Annotated in this window: 12 protein-coding genes; 9 read left to right on the top strand and 3 right to left on the bottom strand. The window is 75.1% G+C overall.

Annotated features, from left to right (window positions below; all coding sequences use genetic code 11):
- Positions 1-29: 29 nt before the first annotated feature.
- Positions 30-257, bottom strand: coding sequence for a DUF3107 domain-containing protein (locus AC2TEW_RS13010; RefSeq protein ID WP_033823850.1), 228 nt, complete (start codon positions 255-257; stop codon positions 30-32).
- A 122-nt stretch (positions 258-379) separates the two neighbouring features.
- Positions 380-1,051 carry a TetR/AcrR family transcriptional regulator gene (locus AC2TEW_RS13005; protein ID WP_484623507.1) on the bottom strand — a complete coding sequence of 224 codons (672 nt, stop codon included), beginning with the start codon at positions 1,049-1,051 and terminating at the stop codon, positions 380-382.
- A gap of 230 nt (positions 1,052-1,281) precedes the next feature.
- Here AC2TEW_RS13005 and AC2TEW_RS13000 point away from each other — a divergent pair, with 230 nt between their 5' ends.
- The 5 genes from AC2TEW_RS13000 to moeZ all read left to right on the top strand — a co-directional run bounded on the left by AC2TEW_RS13000 (position 1,282) and on the right by moeZ (position 7,905).
- Complete coding sequence (locus AC2TEW_RS13000) at positions 1,282-2,190, top strand: alpha/beta fold hydrolase (RefSeq protein ID WP_484623506.1); 909 nt, start codon at positions 1,282-1,284, stop codon at positions 2,188-2,190.
- 390 nt (positions 2,191-2,580) lie between these two features.
- The gene (locus AC2TEW_RS12995; RefSeq protein WP_484623505.1) at positions 2,581-4,182 is read left to right on the top strand and encodes a DUF3492 domain-containing protein; all 1,602 of its coding nucleotides are present in this window, start codon (positions 2,581-2,583) and stop codon (positions 4,180-4,182) included.
- Positions 4,182-5,477, top strand: coding sequence for a hypothetical protein (locus AC2TEW_RS12990; protein WP_484623504.1), 1,296 nt, complete (start codon positions 4,182-4,184; stop codon positions 5,475-5,477). The genes AC2TEW_RS12995 and AC2TEW_RS12990 overlap by 1 nt, the downstream gene beginning before the upstream one ends.
- A gap of 120 nt (positions 5,478-5,597) precedes the next feature.
- On the top strand, positions 5,598-6,554 hold the full coding sequence (locus AC2TEW_RS12985; RefSeq protein WP_484623503.1) for an NAD-dependent epimerase/dehydratase family protein: 957 nt from the start codon (positions 5,598-5,600) through the stop codon (positions 6,552-6,554).
- Between the two features lie 172 nt (positions 6,555-6,726).
- Positions 6,727-7,905 (top strand): adenylyltransferase/sulfurtransferase MoeZ, encoded by a 1,179-nt coding sequence (gene moeZ, locus AC2TEW_RS12980; protein ID WP_484623502.1) that lies wholly within the window; start codon positions 6,727-6,729, stop codon positions 7,903-7,905.
- 78 nt (positions 7,906-7,983) lie between these two features.
- On the opposite strand, the gene AC2TEW_RS12975 is transcribed toward moeZ, so the two are convergent.
- On the bottom strand, positions 7,984-10,635 hold the full coding sequence (locus AC2TEW_RS12975; protein ID WP_484623501.1) for a flippase-like domain-containing protein: 2,652 nt from the start codon (positions 10,633-10,635) through the stop codon (positions 7,984-7,986).
- Between the two features lie 143 nt (positions 10,636-10,778).
- Between AC2TEW_RS12975 and AC2TEW_RS12970 the strand changes: the two genes are divergently transcribed.
- The 4 genes from AC2TEW_RS12970 (at position 10,779) to AC2TEW_RS12955 (ending at position 19,653) form a co-directional block, all read left to right on the top strand.
- Positions 10,779-11,135, top strand: coding sequence for an MGMT family protein (locus tag AC2TEW_RS12970; RefSeq protein ID WP_082527106.1), 357 nt, complete (start codon positions 10,779-10,781; stop codon positions 11,133-11,135).
- Positions 11,136-11,188: 53 nt separating this feature from the next.
- Positions 11,189-14,983, top strand: a complete 3,795-nt coding sequence (locus AC2TEW_RS12965) for an ATP-dependent helicase (protein ID WP_484623500.1) — start codon at positions 11,189-11,191, stop codon at positions 14,981-14,983.
- Between the two features lie 94 nt (positions 14,984-15,077).
- Entirely contained in the window at positions 15,078-18,272 is a 3,195-nt protein-coding gene (locus AC2TEW_RS12960; protein WP_484623499.1) for an ATP-dependent helicase, read from the top strand.
- Positions 18,273-18,462: 190 nt separating this feature from the next.
- Positions 18,463-19,653 carry a PP2C family protein-serine/threonine phosphatase gene (locus AC2TEW_RS12955; RefSeq protein WP_484623498.1) on the top strand — a complete coding sequence of 397 codons (1,191 nt, stop codon included), beginning with the start codon at positions 18,463-18,465 and terminating at the stop codon, positions 19,651-19,653.
- The last annotated feature ends 1 nt before the right edge of the window (position 19,654 follow it).

Here is a 19,654-nt window from a genome sequence, read left to right as displayed (position 1 = left end):
CCCCCCGCCGTCGTGCTCGGTCGCCTCGGTCAGAGGGTGCCGAAGCCCACCTTGCGGGCGGCCGGCTCGCCGATCTCCACGTACGCCAGGCGCTCGGCCGGGACGAGGACGCGACGGCCGTGCTCGTCGGTCAGGGAGAGGAGCTTCTCGGTGCCCTCCAGCGCCTTGGCGACGGCGCTCGCGATCTCGTCGGCGCTCAGCGAGCTCTCGATGACGATGTCGCGGGGCGCGTTCTGCACGCCGATCTTGACCTCCACGGCTTCCATCCCTCCGGGGTTGCAACAGCCATGCGCACCACCTCGAACAGGTGTCCGCGGTCCTTGCGCCGTACGGCTTCACCATAGAGCACGGTCCGGGCCGCGCGGCGAAGGTCCGCTGATCAGCTGTCCGCCGGGCCCTCGTCCCCGTCGGCCTGGTCCTGGTCGTTCGGGTGCATCGGGAAGCCCTTCAGGCCGCGCCAGGCCAGGCTGGCGACCAGCCGGACCGCCTCGTCCCGGGGGATGTCCCGGCCCTGCGAGAGCCAGTAGCGGGCGGTGATCTGGGCCAGGCCGCAGACCCCGGCGGCCAGCAGCTTGGCCTCCGCCTCGGGCAGGTCGGTGTCCTCCGCGATCACCTTGCTGACCAGGGTGGCGCTCATGTCGCTGGCCCGCTCCACCCGCTCGCGCACGGCCGGCTCGTTGGTCAGGTCGGACTCGAAGACCAGCCGGAAGGCGCCGGACTCGCTGGAGACGTAGTGGAAGTACGCCTCCATGGTGGCGGCGACCCGCTGCTTGTTGTCGGTGGTCGCGGAGAGCGCGTCGCGGGTGGCGTCGACCAGGGCGTCGCAGTGCTTGTCGAGGAGCGCGAGGTAGAGCTCGAGCTTGCCCGGGAAGTGCTGGTACAGCACCGGCTTGCTCACCCCGGCCCGGTCGGCGATGTCGTCCATGGCGGCCGAGTGGTAGCCCTGGGCGACGAACACCTCCTGAGCCGCGCCGAGCAGTTGTTCACGGCGGGCGCTTCGCGGCAGGCGAGCACCGCGCGGGCGCTCCTGCGCCTCCTGGATGGCCGTCACGGCGCTCCTCACTTCACGGTCGGACATGGTCGCTGCACGGTCGGTCGGACCGCTGGCAGGGCCATTGATTCTACTTTTCGGTAACCAGGTCTGCTCCCGGTGAAGCCGAGTAAAACGCAGAAACGGCCTTGTCGGGAGCCCACAATACGGTCCGGACCTGCACTGTCCACAGGGTGAGATCCGGCCGGGCCGCCTCCCGGCCGCCCGGCGGCTCACTACCATCGTGCTCCATGAGCGCCGATCAGCTGCAGCCCGAGGCCGAATCGTTCAGAACCGTCCTGGTCCCGGGCGCCGAACTGGCCGTCCGCGGAACCGTCGACGGGAACGGGGACGGCCTGCCGCCCGCCCTCTACGTGCACGGGCTGGGCGGCTCCGCCGACAACTGGACCGAGCTGATGGCCGAGCTCTCCGGGGAGGTCGCGGGCGAGGCACTGGACCTGCCCGGCTTCGGCTGGTCCGCGCCGCCGCAGGACGGCAACCTCTCGGTCTCCGGCCACGCCCGGGCCGTGATCGGGTACCTGGAGCAGTGCGGCCGCGGTCCGGTGCACCTGTTCGGCAACTCGCTGGGCGGTGCGGTCTCGGTCCGGGTCGCGGCCCTGCGGCCCGACCTGGTGCGCAGCCTGACCCTGATCTCCCCGGCCCTGCCCGAGCTGCCGCCGCAGCGCAGTGCCTGGCCGACCGGCCTGCTCGCGGTGCCCGGCCTGCCCGCGCTGCTCGGCCGCGCCCCGGACCGGCGGCGCAGCGTCGAGGCGGCCACCGAGAACCTGCTCCGGCTGGTCTACGCCGACCCGTCGGCCATACCGGCCGAGCGGCGGGCCGCAGCGGTGGCCGAGTACCGGCGCCGGATGGCCCTGCCCTACGCGCTCCCGGTGCTGGCCGGCTCGGCCCGCGGGGTGGTCACCGCGTACACCGAGCGCGGCGAGCAGTCGCTGTGGCGGCAGGCCGCGCAGGTCCGGGTACCGGTGCTGCTGGTGTACGGGCTGAAGGACAAGCTGGTGTCCTACCGCTCCGCCCGGCGGGCCTGCGCGGCGTTCGAGGACGCCCGGCTGCTGGTGCTGCCGGACTCCGGGCACGTGGCGATGATGGAGCACCCGCGGCAGGTGGCGCGGGCGGTCCGGGAGCTGCTGGCCGGGTTCTGAGCGGACCCGCGCGGGGCCGACGGGTACGGGAGGGGCGGGCCGCGGCGCGGGTGGTGCGGCCGCGCTGCCACGGGCCTGCCACGGCCGGGTGAACGCCGGAGGTCCGGCCCGGTCACGCCGGTTCACTCGATCAGGTGGCTACCAGGCAGGTGAGCGAGGTGATGCGCCTCGCTCGTTCTACCTTCGTGGTGTCAGACCGAACAGGTGTGGGGGAGCGGTCGTCGCCGGATGCCCGGTGGCGCCGCACGGCGGCGCCGGGTGCCGAGGCCACGGGGAGTGGCCTCGGCACCGCCCGGGGCCGCCGCCTTTCTGAGCATTGGTGTCACTGGTTGATCAGGCTCCCTGTGTCGTAGTCGTCGAACCCGTCGAACGCTCTGCTCTGGAGGCGTCGTGCGCATCGCCCTGCTCACCGAGAGCACCTATTCGAACGCGCAGCGTGGTGCCGGCTGGTGCGGCCGACTGGCCGACGGGCTGGTCGAGCACGAGTTCCAGCTGTACCTGCTGGCGCGCGGCGAGCGCCCCGGTCCGGCCGGGGCGGAGCCGGGCCCGCCGGTGCGCGGCCTGACCGCCGTGCACACGCTGCCGATGTGGGGCCGCCGGCCCGCCGGGCGCGGCCCGGCCGCCCACCGCCGCGGGCCGTACCGCAAGGCCTACGAGCAGCTGGTCCGGGCCCTGGTGCTGCCCGGCGAGCGGGCCTCGTTCGGCCCGGGCCTGTACCGGCTCGCCGAGCTCGCGAGAGCCGACGGCGCGCTGCCCGCCTTCCTCGCCTCGGGGCACGCCCAGCGGGTGCTGGAGCGGGTCTGGCGTTCGCCCGGCGCCGACACCGCGGCCGGCCGGCCGCTGGTCCGGGACGTCCTGGTCGCCGGTGACCTGCTGGAGCAGTGCCTGCGCCCGCTCGCCGCCGACTGGTACGGCACCGGGCCCGGCGGGCTCGGCGCCGCCGACCTGTGCCACGTGGTCGGCGGCGGCCCGGCGGCGCTGCCCGCCCTGGCCGCCAAGCAGCTGCACGGCATCCCGTTCGTGGTCACCGAGCACGGGCTGCACCTGCGGGAGCAGTACCGCAGCTACCGCACCGCGCCCTACCGCTGGCCGGTCCGGGCACTGCTGCTGTCCTTCTTCCGGCTGCTCACCGAGGAGACCTACCGGCAGGCCGCCGCCCTCACCCCCGGCAGCGCCTACGACCAGCAGTGGCAGCAGCGCTGCGGCGCCGACCCGGCCCGGATCAGGGTGGTGCCCGAGGCCAGCCCGGCGGTCGCCGGGGAGGCCGCCGGCCCGGAGCCGGAGCGGCCGACCGTGGTCTGGGCCGGCGCGCTGGAGCCCGGACGGGACCCGGAGCTGATGCTGCACGCCTTCGCGAAGATCCGCGCCGAGCTGCCCGGGGCCCGGCTGCGGATGTACGGCGAGGAGGGCGTGCCCGGCTACCGGGCGCACTGCGCGGCGATCGCCGCCCGGCTGGGGATCACGGCCGCCGTCGACTTCGAGGGGCGGCCCGGCAGCCCGGCCGAGGCCTGGCAGGCCGGGCAGGTGGTGGTCTTCTCGGCGCTGGCCCAGCGCAGTCCGCGGCTGCTCGCCGACGCCATGCTCAGCGGCCGGGCGGTGGTGGCCACCGACGTCGGGGTGGCCCGCGAGGTGGTCGGGCCGAGCGGCCTGCTGGTGCCGCCGCGCAATCCGGCGGCGGTCGCCGGTGCCTGCCTCGCCCTGCTGCGGGACGAGGAGCGCCGGGCCCGGCTCGGGCTGTCCGGGCGGCTGCGCGCGCAGGAACGGTTCGCGGTGGAGCCGGAGGTGACCGCCTTCCGGGAGATCTACCTGGAGCTGGTCTCGCGCTGGCCGGCCTTCCCGGCCGGCTCCGGCCGGCGGCTGCAGCCCTTCGCCCGGCCCGCCGAGTACTGGGTCGCCGGATCGGCCCGGCCGGAGCCCGCCGCACCGGCGGGCGGCGACCAGGAGCCCGCCACGGGGGCCGCCGCACCCGGCGCCCTGGCCGAGGCGCTCTGATGGCCAGGCACGGGCCGCAGGCCGCCGGGGCGGGTCTGCGGGGTCCCGCCGGGGCAGCGGCTCCCACGGCCTTCGGCCGGGAGCCCGGGTACGGCCCGGGGCGGGGACGATCCGGGCGTACGCCCGGCCCGGCGCCCGACGCCGCGGCCTCCGCCGACCCGACTCCGCAGGCGCGCCCCGGCAGCGCGCCGCGGCCGGCCGTTCCCGCAGCTGTACCCGCAGCCGCAGCCGTACCCGCAGCCGGAGCCGCGGGCGGCGATGCGCCGCCGGCCGACCCGGTACGGGAACTGATCGTCCGGCACCGCGCCGTCTGCGAGCAGGCCGTCGACGCCCTGGAGATCGCCGCCGCACTGGAGGACGCCGGGATCGGCGCCGGCACGGTCGGCCGGTACCGGCACGCGGACGTCTTCGCGCTGGCCGAGGAGCTCTACGCCCGGGTCCCGCGGCGGCTGCCGGAGCCGGAACCGCCCGGACGCCCGGAGCCCTGGGCCCGCAGCGGCCGTCCGGTCGTGCGGGGCGTGCTGGGCCACGGGCTGCCGGCGGTGCTGCTGTTCGGGGCGGGCCTCGCGCTGCCCGACCTCACCGGCCCGGCCGTGCTCGGGCTGCTGCTGGCGGCCGCCGCCGCGCTCGCGCTGGCCGCCCCCGCCGGGAGCCGCCCGGTGCGCGGCGGGTACGGGCTCGGGCTGGCCCTGCTGCTGGCCCCGGCGGTCGGCCAGGTGCTGGGCCCGGCGTCCGGCGGGCCGGACGGCCCCGACGCGCTGCTGGCCGCGGTCGCGGTGCTGGGCGCCGCGCCCGCCGCCTGGGCGGCGGGCTGGCTGCGCCGGACCGGGCTGGGCCACCTCGGCGCGGCCCCGACGATGGCCGAGTTCCGGGCGCGGATGCGGCCGGTGCTGCCGGTCGCCGTGCTGGCGCAGCTGGCCGTGCTCGGGGTGCTGACCTTCGCGGCCCTGGCGGCCGCCGGGCCGTCCCCGGGCCCGGCGGCCGGGGACGGCCCGCTGCACGGCGCCGCGCACCGGGCGAGCCAGGGGCAGTGGGCCGCGCAGGCCGCGGTCGGGCTGCTGCTGGTGCTGGTCGCCGCGCTGCTGCGGTGCGGGCGCCCGGTCCTCGCCGCGACGGCGCTGCCGGTGGCGGCGCTGGCCGCGCTGGCGCTCCCGGCGGTGCTGCCCGGTGTCGGTGCGGCCGAGGCCCGGTTGCTGGCCTGCGGCGGGGCGGCGGCGGTGCTGCTGCCGTACGCCTGGTCGGTGTTCGGCCGCCCCGGGGCGTACCGCGGGGGTGCCGGGGAGCCCGGCGGTTGAGTGCCGGGCGGCGGCCGCGGCGGTCGGGCCCGCCGCGGCCGTCGGCCCGGGCAGTTCGAGCAGTTCGTCACAGACCCGCCCCGGCGACCGTGTCCGGGGCCTCATGGAAGGACACCCCCGATGAGGGTGCTGCTGTTGGGCGCCGACGGTTTTATCGGCCGCCGCGTCGCCGAGCGTCTGCTGGCCGATCCGGGCATGCAGGTCACCGTGCTCGGCCGGCGGGACTCGGCCGACATCCGGTTCGACCTGACGGCGGGTAGTCCCGGCGCGCTGGCCCGGTTCCTGGACGCGGTCGCCCCGCAGGTGGTGGTCAACTGCGCCGGGGCGACCTACGGCACCTCGCGGCTGCTGATCCAGGCCAACACGCTGGCCGTCGCCACGGTCTGCGAGGCGATCCGGCGCAGCCGGGAGCCGGCCCGGCTGGTGCACATCGGTTCGGCGGCGGAGTACGGCCCGGTGCAGGCGGGCGGCCCGATCCCGGAGAGCGCCGAGCCCCGGCCGATCGGCCCGTACGGGGTGTCCAAGCTGGCCGGGACGGAGCTGGTGCTGGCGTCCGGGCTGGACGCGCTGGTGCTGCGGATCTTCGACGTGGTGGGGCCGGGCTCGCCGACCGCCTCGCTGTTCGGCCGGCTGGCCGAGGGGCTGCGCCGGGCGCTGGAGCAGGACGAGCTGCAGGTCCGGATGCCGGACCTGTCGGGCTACCGGGACTTCGTGGACGTCCGGGACGTCGCGCGGGCGATCCAGGCGGCCGCGGTCTCGGCGGCCACCGGGGTGATCAACATCGGCAGCGGGCACGCCGTCCGCGCCCGGGAGGCGGCCCACCTGCTGGTACGGGCCTCGGGCTTCGAGGGCTCGGTGACGGAGGACGCCCGGCAGGTGCTGCTGCCCGCGCAGGCCGGGCCCGGCCACGCCGAGGGCCCGTACCGTCCGGTGGAGGCGGCCCGGCCGGTGCTGGAGCCGGTGCCGTGGCGGCAGGCGGACGTCCGGACCGCCCGGGACCGTCTCGGCTGGCGGACGCACGTCCCGCTGGAGGAGTCGCTCGGGGACGTCTGGCTGGAGACGGCCTGCCGGGTCTGACGGGGTCGGAGCGCTGTGGCGGCACGGGTGTTGGGCCTGATGGCGGCCCCGGCCGGTGGTCCCACGATCCGGTGGGCGGTGTCTCGCCCATCGGACGCGCTGTCTCGGAATACCGGGGGCACGTGACACTGTTGGCGTAGGCAATACCGATCTGACGACCATCGGAGTTTCCGTGTCGCTGCCACCCCTGGTCGAGCCGGCCGCCGAGCTCACCGTCGACGAGGTCCGCAGGTACTCCCGCCACCTGATCATCCCCGACGTGGGCATGGACGGGCAGAAGCGGCTCAAGAACGCCAAGGTGCTGTGTGTCGGCGCCGGCGGCCTCGGTTCGCCCGCGCTGATGTACCTGGCCGCGGCCGGCGTCGGCACGCTCGGCATCGTCGAGTTCGACACGGTCGACGAGTCGAACCTGCAGCGCCAGATCATCCACGGCCAGTCCGACATCGGCCGTTCCAAGGCCGAGTCCGCCCGCGACTCGGTCAAGGAGATCAACCCCTACGTCGAGGTGATCCTGCACGAGGACCGCCTGGACAACTCCAACGTGATGGAGATCTTCGCCGGCTACGACCTGATCGTGGACGGCACCGACAACTTCGCCACCCGGTACCTGGTGAACGACGCCGCGGTGCTGCTCGGCAAGCCGTACGTCTGGGGCTCGATCTACCGCTTCGACGGCCAGGCCAGCGTGTTCTGGGCCGAGCACGGCCCCTGCTACCGCTGCCTCTACCCGGAGGCCCCGCCGCCGGGCATGGTGCCGTCCTGCGCCGAGGGCGGCGTGCTGGGCGTGCTGTGCGCGTCCATCGGCTCGATCCAGGTGACCGAGGCCATCAAACTGCTGGCCGGGGTCGGCGAGCCGCTGGTCGGCCGGCTGATGATCTACGACGCCCTGGAGATGAACTACCGCCAGGTCAAGGTCCGCAAGGACCCGAACTGCGCGCTCTGCGGCGACCACCCGACCGTCACCGAGCTGATCGACTACGAGGCCTTCTGCGGCGTCGTGTCGGAGGAGGCGCAGGCCGCGGCCCAGGGCGCGACCATCACCTCCAAGCAGCTCAAGGCGTGGCTGGACGAGGACGAGGACATCTTCCTGATCGACGTCCGCGAGCCCAACGAGTACGAGATCGTCTCGATCCCGGGCGCGACGCTGATCCCGAAGAACGAGTTCCTGATGGGCACCGCGCTGGAGAAGATGCCGCAGGACAAGAAGATCGTGCTGCACTGCAAGACGGGCGTGCGCTCGGCCGAGGTGCTGGCCGTGCTGAAGTCGGCCGGCTTCGGCGACGCCGTCCACCTCGGCGGCGGCGTGATCGGCTGGGTCAACCAGATCGAGCCGCACAAGCCGGTGTACTAGCCGCACCCGCTCCGATCCGAAACGCGTAGGGCCCCCGCCGCCGGCGGGGGCCCTACGCGTGTGTCCCGGGGGCGCAGGTCAGAGGGCGCCCTTGCGCTGGAGCACGTTGTAGGAGATCCAGCCGGGCAGCACCGGCAGCCAGAAGGTCAGCAGGCGGTACAGGAAGACCGCCGGGGTGGCCGCGGAGGGCGGGACGTTGCCGACCGTCAGGGCGCCGATCAGGGCGATCTCGACCGGGCCGATGCCGCCCGGGGTGGGGATCGCCGAGCCGGCCGCGTTGGCGGTCAGGAAGACCACCGCGACCGCGGAGAAGGTCATCGACCCGCCGAAGGCCTGCACGGAGGCGTAGAGGCAGGAGGTGAAGCTGAGGGTCAGCAGCAGGATCCCGCCGAAGCCGCTGACCAGCTTGGAGGGGGTCTGCATCAGGTCCAGCATCCGCGGCACCACGCCGAAGAACAGCGAGCGCACCCGGGTCACCACGAACCGCCGCAGCGGCGCCACGGCGGCCACCACCAGGGCCAGCACGGCGGCCGTCAGGACACCGATGATCACGGCCCGGGAGGCGCCCAGGTCCCCGTTGGTCTGGGTGCCGGTGATCAGGCCGAAGCCGAACAGCAGCAGCAGGTGCCCGGCCAGGCCCGCCAGCTGGGAGGCGCCGACGCTGGCCACCGCCTGCCCGGGACGGATCCCGGACTTCTGCAGGTAGCGGGTGTTGAGCGCGATGCCGCCGATCGCCGCGGGGGCCACCAGCTTGACGAAGGAACCGGCCAGCTGGGCGGCCACGGTCCGCTTGAACGGCAGCCGCTCGGGCACGAAGCCGGTCAGGCTCATCGCCGCGGCGACGTAGCTGGCCGCCGCCGCGAGCAGCGCGACCGACGCCCACGCCCAGTCCATCTGGGAGAGCTTGAGCTGGCCCGGCTGGATGGTGGTGAGCGCCAGGTACGCGGCGAAGGTCAGCGCGATGACCATGATCAGGGTCTTCGGCTTCAGCCGCTCCAGCTTGGCCGGGGCCATCGGCGCCTCGGGCGCGATCTGCAGGATCTGGCCGCGGATCCGGCTCAGCAGATCCTCGCCGGCCACCGCGATGTCCTCCTCGGCCTGCTCCTGGGTGCGCTCGCCGGCGGCGACCTGCTCCAGGGCCAGCGCCTGCGCGGCGGCCTTGCGCTCCTTGGTCATCCGCTGCAGGTCGACCCGGGTGGAGCGGCTCAGCCCGACCGGCTGCAGCAGCGGCAGCGCGGCGGCCACCCGCTCGGGCCCGAGCACCGCGTTGGCGACCGAGACCGCCCGCTGCGGGCCGACCCGCAGCGCGAAGGTGGTGAGCAGCTGGGCGACGTCGATCCGCAGCGTCAGGTCGCCGGCCGCGATGTCGCCGCCGGAGAGGTTGACCAGGCAGCCGGTCTTCTCGTCCATCACCAGCAGGGACTCGCCGGTCAGCCGCCGGTGGGCGATCCGCCGCTCGTGCAGGGCGCCGACCGACTCCCAGAGCGAGGCCATCACGTCGTCGGTGATCTCCTCCTCGGTGAGCTCGTCCAGGGTCCGGCCGAAGACGTTCTGGTAGACCAGGATCGCCGCGTCCGGGCCGAGCTCCGAGGTCGCCACCAGCTGCGGGGCGCGGGCCCCCGAGGCGGCGGCCGCGTACGCGATCAGGGCCTCCTGCTCCAGCGCCTGGCGCAGCGACTGGGGGCTGCGGCGAACGGCCACCGAGCGCAGCCGCAGCCGCCGCCAGGCCCGGTAGAAGAAGCCGGAGGCCTGCTGCTCGCGGTCGATGATGTGGACGTCCAGCAGCGGCCCGTCCTGCTGGGTGACCAGGTAGCGGCGGGTGTCGCCCGGGGCGTCCGGGGCGCGGTGCGCGGTGGACGGGCTGAAGCCGACCTTGCGCAGTCCGATCAGCAGGGTCTTGCCGGTGGGCCGGATGTTGGGCGAGCCGATCGCGTACAGCGTCCCGTACGCCACCGACCAGCCGATCAGCACGGTCAGCAGCAGCGAGAGCGGGGTGGTGTAGCCGCTGATCAGCTCGGTGGTCCCGCTGAGCACGACCACTATCCACAGCGCCACCCGCCAGCGCGGGCGGCTCGACATGCCGACGGCGGTCATGTAGGCGATCACCGGTGCCAGATAGCCGTGCACCGGGTCGGTCAGGGTGCCCCCGGCGCCGTCCCGCAGCTGGGTCAGCGCGTCGCGGACCGCGTCGGGCGCGCCCGCGGCGACCCACCAGTCGATGCCCAGCGAGACGCCGTAGGCCAGCACCGAGGCGAGTACGCCGTCGGCGACCCGCAGGCCGTCGCGTTTGATCAGCCGTTCCACCGCGAAGGCCAGCGGCACGGCCAGCACCGCGACGCTGGAGACCAGCGCGGCGATGGTGCTCAGCAGCCCGGGCACCTTGTCGGCGTTGATCTTGATGTCGTTCCCGATGCCGGTGGTGGTCGCGACCGCGACCTGGGCCAGCACGAAGACCGCGATGATGCCGAGCACCCCGGCGATGAAGCGCAGCAGGTCGGACGGGCGGTGCGCGCGGGGCGGCAGCAGCGGCTCGTCGACGGCCAGCGGGTGGTCGCCGGTGGGCTCGGGGGAGGGCGGCAGGTCCTTCCTGCGGTGGCTCTCGAAACCGTTCTGGCGCGGCGTCTTGTGCAGCGACACCGCATCCGGATCGGGGTGTTCCGGTCCCGCGGCGTTGTCGGTGGCGGACTCGTCCGAGCCCTTGTCCACGTTCACGTCTGCCGTCCCGGTCATCTGGTCTTGTCCTTGTATCACCACGCGCTGCCCCGAAGATGCTGCCATGCCCGGGCGTCCGGTGCTGGACAGGGGGCGCATCGGGCGCGGCGGATCATCCGCGCGAGGCCCCGAAATCGACCGGATGCGGAAGAATGCGGCAGATGAGCGAGCCCACCGGCCGGGCGGCCGGCCCGGAAGCCCAGGACGACCAGCACGGCCTGCCCCCCTTCGCCGAGGCCGTCCTCGACCTCACCGAGCGGATCCCGCCCGGCCGCGTGATGACCTACGGCGACGTCGCCGAGTACCTCGGCCAGGGCGGCCCCCGCCAGGTCGGCCGGGTGATGGCACTCTACGGCGGCGCCGTGCCCTGGTGGCGGGTGATCCGCGCCGACGGCCGGCCGCTGCCCGGCCACGAGCACCGGGCGCTGCCCGAGTACCGGACCGAGGGCACCCCGCTGCGCACCGTCGCCGGCGAACCCCGGGTCGACCTCCGGCAGGCCCGCTGGGACGGCCGGTAGCGCGGGCACCGCAGCCCGCCCCCGATCCGCCGGAACCGGGTGCGCGGAGGGGAATGACGGGGCAGGATCGTAGGCTCGATACGGGCGGGCCCGCCGCGGCCCGCCCCGACGCTGACCGGAACACCACCCCCGTACGACCTCATCGGACCGCATTGACCTCCCCTTTCCGCCTGGTGCGCAACCCCCTGGCGCAACCCGCCCCGCCTGTGCTCGACCAGTATCAGCAGGCGGTGGTCGAGCACGCCTCGGGCCCGCTGCTGGTGCTCGCCGGGCCCGGCACCGGGAAGACCACCACCCTGGTCGAGGCGGTCGCCCGGCGGATCGCCGACGGCACCGATCCGGAACGGATCCTGGTGCTGACCTTCAGCCGCAAGGCCGCGATGGAGCTCCGCGACCGGATGACCGCCCGGGTCGGCGGCGGCCTCGCACCGCAGGCCACCACCTTCCACTCCTTCTGCTACGCCCTGCTCCGCGCCCACCAGGGCCCCGAGGAGTACGCCGAGCCGCTGCGCCTGCTCTCCGGCCCGGAGCAGGACGTGATGGTCCGCGAACTGCTCGCCGGTGACGCCGAGGACGCCAAGCACGGGGTCGGCAGGATCGGCTGGCCGCTGGACCTGCGGGCCTGCCTGACCACCCGAGGCTTCGCCGACGAGGTCCGCGCGGTCCTCGCGCGCAGCCGCGAGCTCGGCCTCGGCGAGGCCGAACTGGCCCGCTTCGCCGACGGCGTGCAGCGCCCCGACTGGGCCGCCGCCGCCCACTTCCTCGCCGACTACCTCGACGTGCTCGACCTGCGCGGGGTGCTCGACTACGCCGAGCTGGTCCACCGCGCGGTGCTGCTCGCCGAGCGCCCCGAGGTCGGCGCCGAGCTGCGGCAGCGCTACGAGGTGGTCTTCGTCGACGAGTACCAGGACACCGACCCCTCACAGGTGCGGCTGCTGCGGCAGCTGGCCGGCGAAGGCCGGGACCTGGTCGCGGTCGGCGACCCCGACCAGTCGATCTACGCCTTCCGCGGCGCCGACATCAACGGCATCCTCGACTTCCCGCAGACCTTCCGGCAGAGCGGCGGGGCGCCCGCCGAGGTCAAGGTGCTCCGGGTGTCCCGGCGCTCGGGCGCCGTGCTGCTGGCCGCCTCCCGCGAGCTGGCCCGCCGGATGCCGATGGGCCGGCTGCCCGCCGACAAGCTCGCCCAGCACCGCTCGCTGCTGCCCGGCCGGGAGGGCGGCCGCGCCGAGGTGTACACCTACCCGACACCCGGCGCCGAGCTGGACTCCATCGCCGACCTGCTGCGCCGCGCGCACCTGGAGGACGGGGTGCCCTGGGGCGAGATGGCGGTGCTGGTCCGGGCCGGCGCCCGCTCGATCCCGGGCGTCCGGCGGGCCCTGACCTCGGCCGGGGTCCCGCTCGAGATCGACGGCGACGACCTGCCGCTGCGCGAGGAACCCGCCGTCACTCCGCTGCTGCTGGCCCTGCGGGTCTGCGCCGAGCCCGCCGACGCGCTCACCGCCGAACTCGCCCACACCCTGCTCACCGGCCCGCTCGGCGGTCTGGACGGCTCCGACCTGCGCCGGCTCGGCCGGGCGCTGCGCGAGGAGGAGCGGCACGCCCTCCGGGCGGCGGACCGGCGGCCGGCGGCCGCGGAGGCGTCCGGGCACGGGGACGTGCACGGGGACGGCGGCGAGGACGGGGAGTGGGACCTCACCGAGCCGGAGTTCGCCTTCGAGCCGGAGCCGGAGCTGGAGATCGCGCCGGACGAGGGGGGTCCCGGGCAGTGGGCCCGCGAGGAGTGGGAGTCCGCGGAGCCCGGCCCGCAGGAGCTCGCGGCGCAGTTGCACGCCCCCGAGGAGCGCACGGTCGAGCTGCCCGCCGACGCGGCACGGGCGGCCGGGCCGCGCGTCGACGACGAGGTGCAGGGCGAGGTGCGCGACGGCGAAGGGCGTGCCGACGGGGAGTGGACGGTCGAGGAGCAGGGCCCCGACGAGCACGCCCCCGAGGTGCGGGTGGCCGTGCCCGGGCAGCGCCGGGAGGGGGAGCGCGGGCCGGGCCGGCGGGCCCCTCGGTCCGCCGAGGAGCTGATCCGCGAGGCGCTCGCCGAACCGGAGAGGCTGGTCGCGATGGAGCCGCTGTACGCCCGCCGCGCCCGCGACCTCGGCATGCTGCTGCGCAAGGTCCGCGAACTGCTGGCCGGCGGCGGCAGCGCCGAGGAGGCGCTCTGGGAGCTGTGGGACGGCAGCCGCCGCTGGCGCGAACGCCTCGAGCGGGCCGCCCTGCGCGGCGGCGCGGGCGGCCGCAATGCCGACCGCGACCTGGACGCCATCTGCGCCCTGTTCGAGACCGCGGCCCGGGCCGAGGAGCAGGTCGCCGGGCACCGCGGCGCGGCCGAGCTGCTCGCCGAGCTGGAGGCGCAGGACATCGCGGCCGACACCCTGACCGTCCGGGCGGTGCGCCCGGACGCCGTCCGGCTGATGACCGCGCACCGGTCCAAGGGCCTGGAGTGGCGGCTGGTCGTGGTGGCCGGCGTCCAGGAGGGGCTCTGGCCCGACCTGCGCCGCCGCGGTTCGCTGCTGGAGGCCGACCGGATCGGCCGCGACGGCCTCGCCGAACCGCTCTCCCCGGCCGCGCTGCTCGGTGAGGAGCGCCGGCTGTTCTACGTCGCCGCGACCCGCGCCAAGGAGCGCCTGATCGTCACCGCCGTCAAGGCCCAGGCCGAGGACGGCGACGAGCCCTCCCGCTTCCTGCGCGAGCTGTACCGGGAGGAGCTCGACCCCAGGACCGGCCGGGTGCTGCGCCGCACCCCGCAGGTCACCGTCGAGGACGTGACCAGCCGCCCGCGCCGTCCGCTGTCGGTGGCCGCGCTGGTCGCCGAGCTGCGCGCGGTGACCGTGGACGGCGCCGCGCCGCCCGGTCTGCGGCAGGCCGCCGCCGAACGGCTGGCGCTGCTGGCGGCCGCCGCCGACGAGGACGGCGCCCCGCTGGTCCCGGCCGCCCACCCCGACCGCTGGTGGGGCCTGGTCGACCAGAGCGCCGCCCCCGAGCCGCTGCGCGAGGCCGGGGTGCCGGTCCGGCTCTCCGGCAGCGGCCTGGAACAGCTCGACAGCTGCGCGCTGCAGTGGTTCCTGGACAAGGACGTCAAGGCGGCCACCAGCACCACCGCCGCCCAGGGCTTCGGCAACGTGGTGCACGCCCTCGCCGACGAGGTCGGCTCCGGCCGCACCCCCGCCGACCTGGCCGTCCTGATGGAACGCCTGGACACGGTCTGGGACGCGCTCGCCTTCGACGCCCCCTGGAAGTCCCAGCAGGAGAAGACCGAGGCGCGCGCCGCCCTGGAACGCTTCCTGCACTGGCACGTCCTGGAGCGCGAGCGCACCACCGTCGCCACCGAGCACGGCTTCGACCTGACGCTGACGGTCGGCGGGGTCGCGGTCCGCATCCGCGGCTCGATGGACCGGGTCGAGCAGGACGCCCTCGGCCGGGCCTACGTGGTCGACTTCAAGACCGGCAAGAAGATCCCCACCGACAAGTCGCTGCCCGAGCACCGGCAGCTCGCGGTCTACCAGCTGGCCGTCCGCAACGGCGCGCTCGACGGCCTGCCCGGCTTCCCCGACGGCGCCGCCGTGGGCGGAGCCGAGCTGGTCCACCTGCGCGAGCCCGCCAAGCGGGACGCGGACGGCCCCAAGGTCCAGCACCAGGGCCCGCCGGAGGGCGAGCCGTGGATCGAGAACCTGCTCGCCGACGCGGCCGGCCGGGTGCTGGCCGAGCGGTTCGTGCCGACCGCCGGGGAGAACTGCGCCCGCTGCTCCTTCAGGGCCAGCTGCTCCGCCCAGCGCGACGGCCGCCAGCTGCTCGACTGATCCGCGCCGCCCGGCCGGTCCGCGCCGTCCGCTCCACCGGTCCGCGCCGCCCGCTCGACCCGCGTTGTCGGCGGCACCGGTTAGCGTTGTCGGCGTGCAAGCCGTGCTCACCCACCCCGACCAGCTGAAGGAGATCCTCGGCGTCCCCTTCAACCGGGAGCAGATGCTGGCCATCGGTGCCCCGCTGGAGCCCGCCGTGATCGTCGCGGGCGCGGGGTCGGGCAAGACCACGGTGATGGCCGCCCGGGTGGTCTGGCTGGTCGGCTCCGGCGCGGTCCGGCCCGAGCAGGTGCTCGGTCTCACCTTCACCAACAAGGCGGCCGGCGAGCTGTCCGAGCGGGTCCGCAAGGCCCTGGTCCGGGCGCGGGTGCTGGAGCCGGACGAGGACGCCCTCGGCGAGCCGGAGATCTCCACCTACCACGCCTTCGCGGGCCGGCTGCTCAAGGAGCACGGTCTGCGCCTGGGCATCGAGCCGGACGTCCGGCTGCTCGCCGACGCCACCCGCTTCCAGCTCGCCGCCAAGGTGCTGCGCGCCGCCCGCGGCCCGTTCCCCGCGCTCACCGGCACCTTCTCCACCCTGGTCGCCGACCTGATCGCGCTCGACGGCGAACTCGCCGAGCACCTCACCGAGCCGCACACCCTGCGCACGTACGACGAGCAGCTGCTCGACACCCTCGCGACGGTCAGGCTGACCAACGACGACCTGCGGTCCGTGCCCGCCGCCGCCCGGGCCCGGCAGGAGCTGCTCCACCTGGTCGAGGACTACCGCCGCCGCAAGGCCGCGGCCGGGCTGATGGACTTCGGCGACCAGATCGCCGCCGGTGCCCGGCTCGCCCAGCAGCGCCCCGAGGTGGGGCGGCTGCTGCGCGAGCAGTTCCGGGTGGTGCTGCTGGACGAGTACCAGGACACCTCGGTCGCCCAGCGGCTGATGCTGGCCGGGCTGTTCGGCGGCGAGGGCGGCGCCGGCCACCCGGTCACCGCGGTCGGCGACCCCTGCCAGGCCATCTACGGCTGGCGCGGCGCCTCGGTCGCCAACCTGGACGACTTCCCGGTGCACTTCCCGCGCCGCGACCGCACCCCGGCCGCCCGGTACGCGCTCAGCGAGAACCGCCGCAGCGGCGGCCGGCTGCTCGACTTCGCCAACCGGCTGGCCGCCCCGCTGCGGGCGATGCACGAAGGCGTCGAGGCGCTGCGCCCGGCGCCCGGGGTCGAGCAGGACGGCTCCGTGCGCTGCGCGCTGCTGCCCACCCACACCGAGGAGATCGGCTGGCTGGCCGACTCGATCGCGCACCTGGTGCGCACCGGCACCGCGCCCGGCCGGATCGCGGTGCTGTGCCGGGGCGGCGCGGCGTTCCCCGACATCCACGCCGCACTGGTGGCCCGCGAGGTCCCGGTCGAGGTGGTCGGCCTCGGCGGGCTGCTGCAACTGCCCGAGGTGGCCGACCTGGTGGCGGTCTGCGAGGTGCTCCAGGACCCGACCGCCAACGCCTCGCTGGTGCGGCTGCTGATCGGCCCGCGCTGGCGGATCGGCCCGCGCGACCTGGCCCTGCTCGGCCGGCGGGCCGCCGACCTGGTCCGGACCGAACGGCTGCCGGGCGCCGACCCGCTGGCCGCCGCCGTGGCAGAGACCGACCCGACCGAGGTGGTCTCGCTCGCCGACGCGCTGGAGACCTTCCTGGAGCCCCAGCCGCCGGACGACCTGCCGTTCTCCCCGCAGGCCAAGGTCCGCTTCGCCCGGCTCGCCCGCGAACTGCGCGAGCTGCGCCGCGCGCTGGCCGAGCCGCTGATGGACGTGCTGCACCGGGTGCTGTCCGTCACCGGCCTCGAGGTGGAGCTGTCGGCGTCCCCGCTCGCCCTGGCCGCCCGCCGCCGGGAGACCCTGCACTCCTTCCTGGACATCGCGGCCGGCTTCGCGGATCTGGACGGCGACCCGGGCCTGTCCGCCTTCCTGGCCTTCCTGCGGGCCGCCCAGGAGTACGAGCGCGGCCTGGACACCAGCCTGCCCGGCGGCGAGGACACCGTGAAGGTGCTCACCGTGCACAAGTCCAAGGGCCTGGAGTGGGACGTGGTCGCCGTCCCCGGCCTGGTCAAGGACGTCTTCCCGAGCGGCAAGGGCCGCGAGCGCTGGACCAGTACCAAGAAGGTGCTGCCGCACGCGCTGCGCGGGGACGCGGCCACCCTGCCCGCCGATCCGCAGTGGACCGCCAAGGGCATCGGCCTGTTCAAGAAGGAGATGGCCGCGCACGCGGCCACCGAGGAGCTGCGGCTCGGCTACGTGGCCTTCACCCGGCCGCGTTCGCTGCTGCTGGCCGGCGGCCACTGGTGGGGGCCGAGCCAGAAGCGCCGCCGCGGCCCGTCCGACTTCCTGCACCAGGTGCGGGAGTTCTGCGAGCGGGGCGGCGGCGAGGTCGAGCACTGGGCCGAGGAGCCGCTGCCCGACGCGCAGAACCCGGTGCTCGCGGTGTCGGTGGAGACCCCGTGGCCGCTGCCGCTGGACCCCGCGGCGCAGTCGGCCCGGCGCCGGGTGGCCGAGGTGGTGCGGGCCCGGCTGGCCGGGGCGCCCGGACCGCAGCCGCCGGAGCTCACCCCGGAGAGCCGCCGCACGGTGGCCTCCTGGGACCGCGACCTGTCCGCGCTGCTGGGCGAGTTGGAGAAGTCCCGGCGCACCGTCCGGGAGGTGCCGCTGCCCGCCTCGCTGTCCGCGTCCCAGCTGATGCGGCTGGCGGCCGACCCGGACGGCTTCGCCCGCGAGCTGGCCCGGCCGATGCCGCGCCCGCCGCAGCCGGCCGCCCGCCGCGGTACCCGCTTCCACGCCTGGGTGCAGTCCAGGATCGAACCGCTGATGCTGATCGAGCCCGGCGAGCTCCCCGGGGCGGACGAGGACGGCATCGAGGACGAGCGCGATCTCGAGCGGCTCAAGGAGGCGTTCCTGCGCAGCCCGTACGCCGCGCGGCGGCCGCTGCGGGTCGAGGCGCCCTTCCAGCTGATGCTGGCGGGGCGAGTGGTGCGCGGCCGGATCGATGCGGTCTACCGGGAGAGTGACGGTGGCTCAGCGTCACCGGGCTCGTCACGCTACGAGGTCGTGGACTGGAAGACGCACCGCGAGGAGACGGCCGACCCGCTGCAACTGGCCATCTACCGGGTGGCCTGGGCGGAGCAGGCGGGGGTTCCGGTCGAGCAGGTCACGGCTTCGTTCCTGTATGTCCGCAGCGGCCGGGTGGAAAGACCATCAGGACTTCCCGACCGAAAAGAGTTGACCAGGCTTCTGATCGGGAATAGTGAAGAATGAGTCACTCAGAGCATCCAAGTCGTCACGGGATCATGCGAAACCTGTGCGGTGTGCACGTTTCGCGCCTATTGTGGGGTCGGTAACCGGTCACCTCCGTACTCCGGCCCACCGGCAGGGACGCAGTCCCTGACTTTCCGTCATCACTGCAGGTGTCCCCTGGCACCGGCCACCTTCGCTGGAGAGACCGACGTTGAGCGCGACCGGATGGATCAGAGAACGGATCGCCGGGCCGGCCCCCGGGCCGCTGCCCGGAACGGCGACAGGAACCTGGCCGAGGCTCTCCCACGCACTGCCGCTGATCGGCATGCTGCTGGTGGCCTCACTGGACTGGTTCAGCAACAACCGGGTGACCCTGGAACCCGCCCTCACCGCGGTCCCCGCCCTCGCGGCCGTGGTCAGCCGCCGCACCTGGTACCCGCTGTTCATCGGCGTGGTGGCCGAAGCGGTGGCCTTCCTGATGGCCGCCTACAACCACGTCCTCGGCGAGTCCGTCCACACCGCCACGGTGCTGGCCATCGCCCTGGTCGCCGGCATCGGCTGGATCAGCGCCACCCTGCGGCTGCGCCAGGAACGGGCGCTGGCCGAGGCCCAGCTGGTCGCCGAGATCGCCCGCCGGGTGCTGCTGCGCTCCGTCCCCGACCGGGTCGGCAGCGTCCGCGCCGCCGTCCACTACGCGGCCGCCGCTGCGCACGCCTCGATCGGCGGTGACCTGTACGAGGTCGTCAACACCCGGCACGGCGTCCGGGCGGTGGTCGGCGACGTCCGCGGCAAGGGGCTCAACGCGGTGGAGACCGCCGCCGCCGTGCTCGGCGCCTTCCGCGAGGCCGCCCACCAGGAGCCGTCGCTGCAGCGGGTGGCCGGCTGGCTGGCGGACAGCCTGGACCGGGCCCTGCACGAGAACGACCACCCGGGCGTCGAGGAGGAGTTCGTCACCCTGGTCCTGATCGGCGTCTGCCCGGACGGCACCGCGGAGATCGTCAACTGCGGCCACCCCGGCCCGATGCTGATCCGCGGCGGCGGCGAGCTCGAACTGCTCGAACCCGCCGAGCCGGTACCGCCGCTCGGCGTGCTCGACCCGGCGGACGTGCGGCCGCCGGTCCAGCAGGTCTCGTTCGGGCCCGGGGACCGGGTCCTGCTCTACACCGACGGCGTGATCGAGGCCCGCGACGACGACGGCCGCTTCTACCCCCTCGCCGACCGGCTGCCGGACCTCGCGGTCGGCGGGCCGGTGGAGGTGCTGCGGCGGGTGCACGAGGACGTGGTGCGGCACGTCGGGCACAAGCTCGGCGACGACGCGGCCATGCTGCTGCTCCAGTACGAGCCCCTCGGCTGCCAGCTCCCCCACCAGAGCACCCAGCGGGCCGCCACCGTCACCCCCTGAG

The organism is Kitasatospora sp. NEAU-CNBT7 (assembly GCF_057220535.1).
This window is presented reverse-complemented; position numbering and strand designations above follow the sequence as displayed.

What these genes read in the sequence shown, in the direction of transcription:
- AC2TEW_RS13000 (WP_484623506.1), top strand. Translation starts at nt 1,282, where the DNA reads ATGAGCGCCGATCAGCTGCAGCCCGAGGCCGAATCGTTCAGAACCGTC.
- AC2TEW_RS12990 (WP_484623504.1), top strand. Translation starts at nt 4,182, where the DNA reads ATGGCCAGGCACGGGCCGCAGGCCGCCGGGGCGGGTCTGCGGGGTCCC.
- AC2TEW_RS12985 (WP_484623503.1), top strand. Translation starts at nt 5,598, where the DNA reads ATGAGGGTGCTGCTGTTGGGCGCCGACGGTTTTATCGGCCGCCGCGTC.
- AC2TEW_RS12975 (WP_484623501.1), bottom strand. Translation starts at nt 10,635, where the DNA reads ATGACCGGGACGGCAGACGTGAACGTGGACAAGGGCTCGGACGAGTCC.
- AC2TEW_RS12970 (WP_082527106.1), top strand. Translation starts at nt 10,779, where the DNA reads ATGAGCGAGCCCACCGGCCGGGCGGCCGGCCCGGAAGCCCAGGACGAC.
- AC2TEW_RS12965 (WP_484623500.1), top strand. Translation starts at nt 11,189, where the DNA reads ATGACGGGGCAGGATCGTAGGCTCGATACGGGCGGGCCCGCCGCGGCC.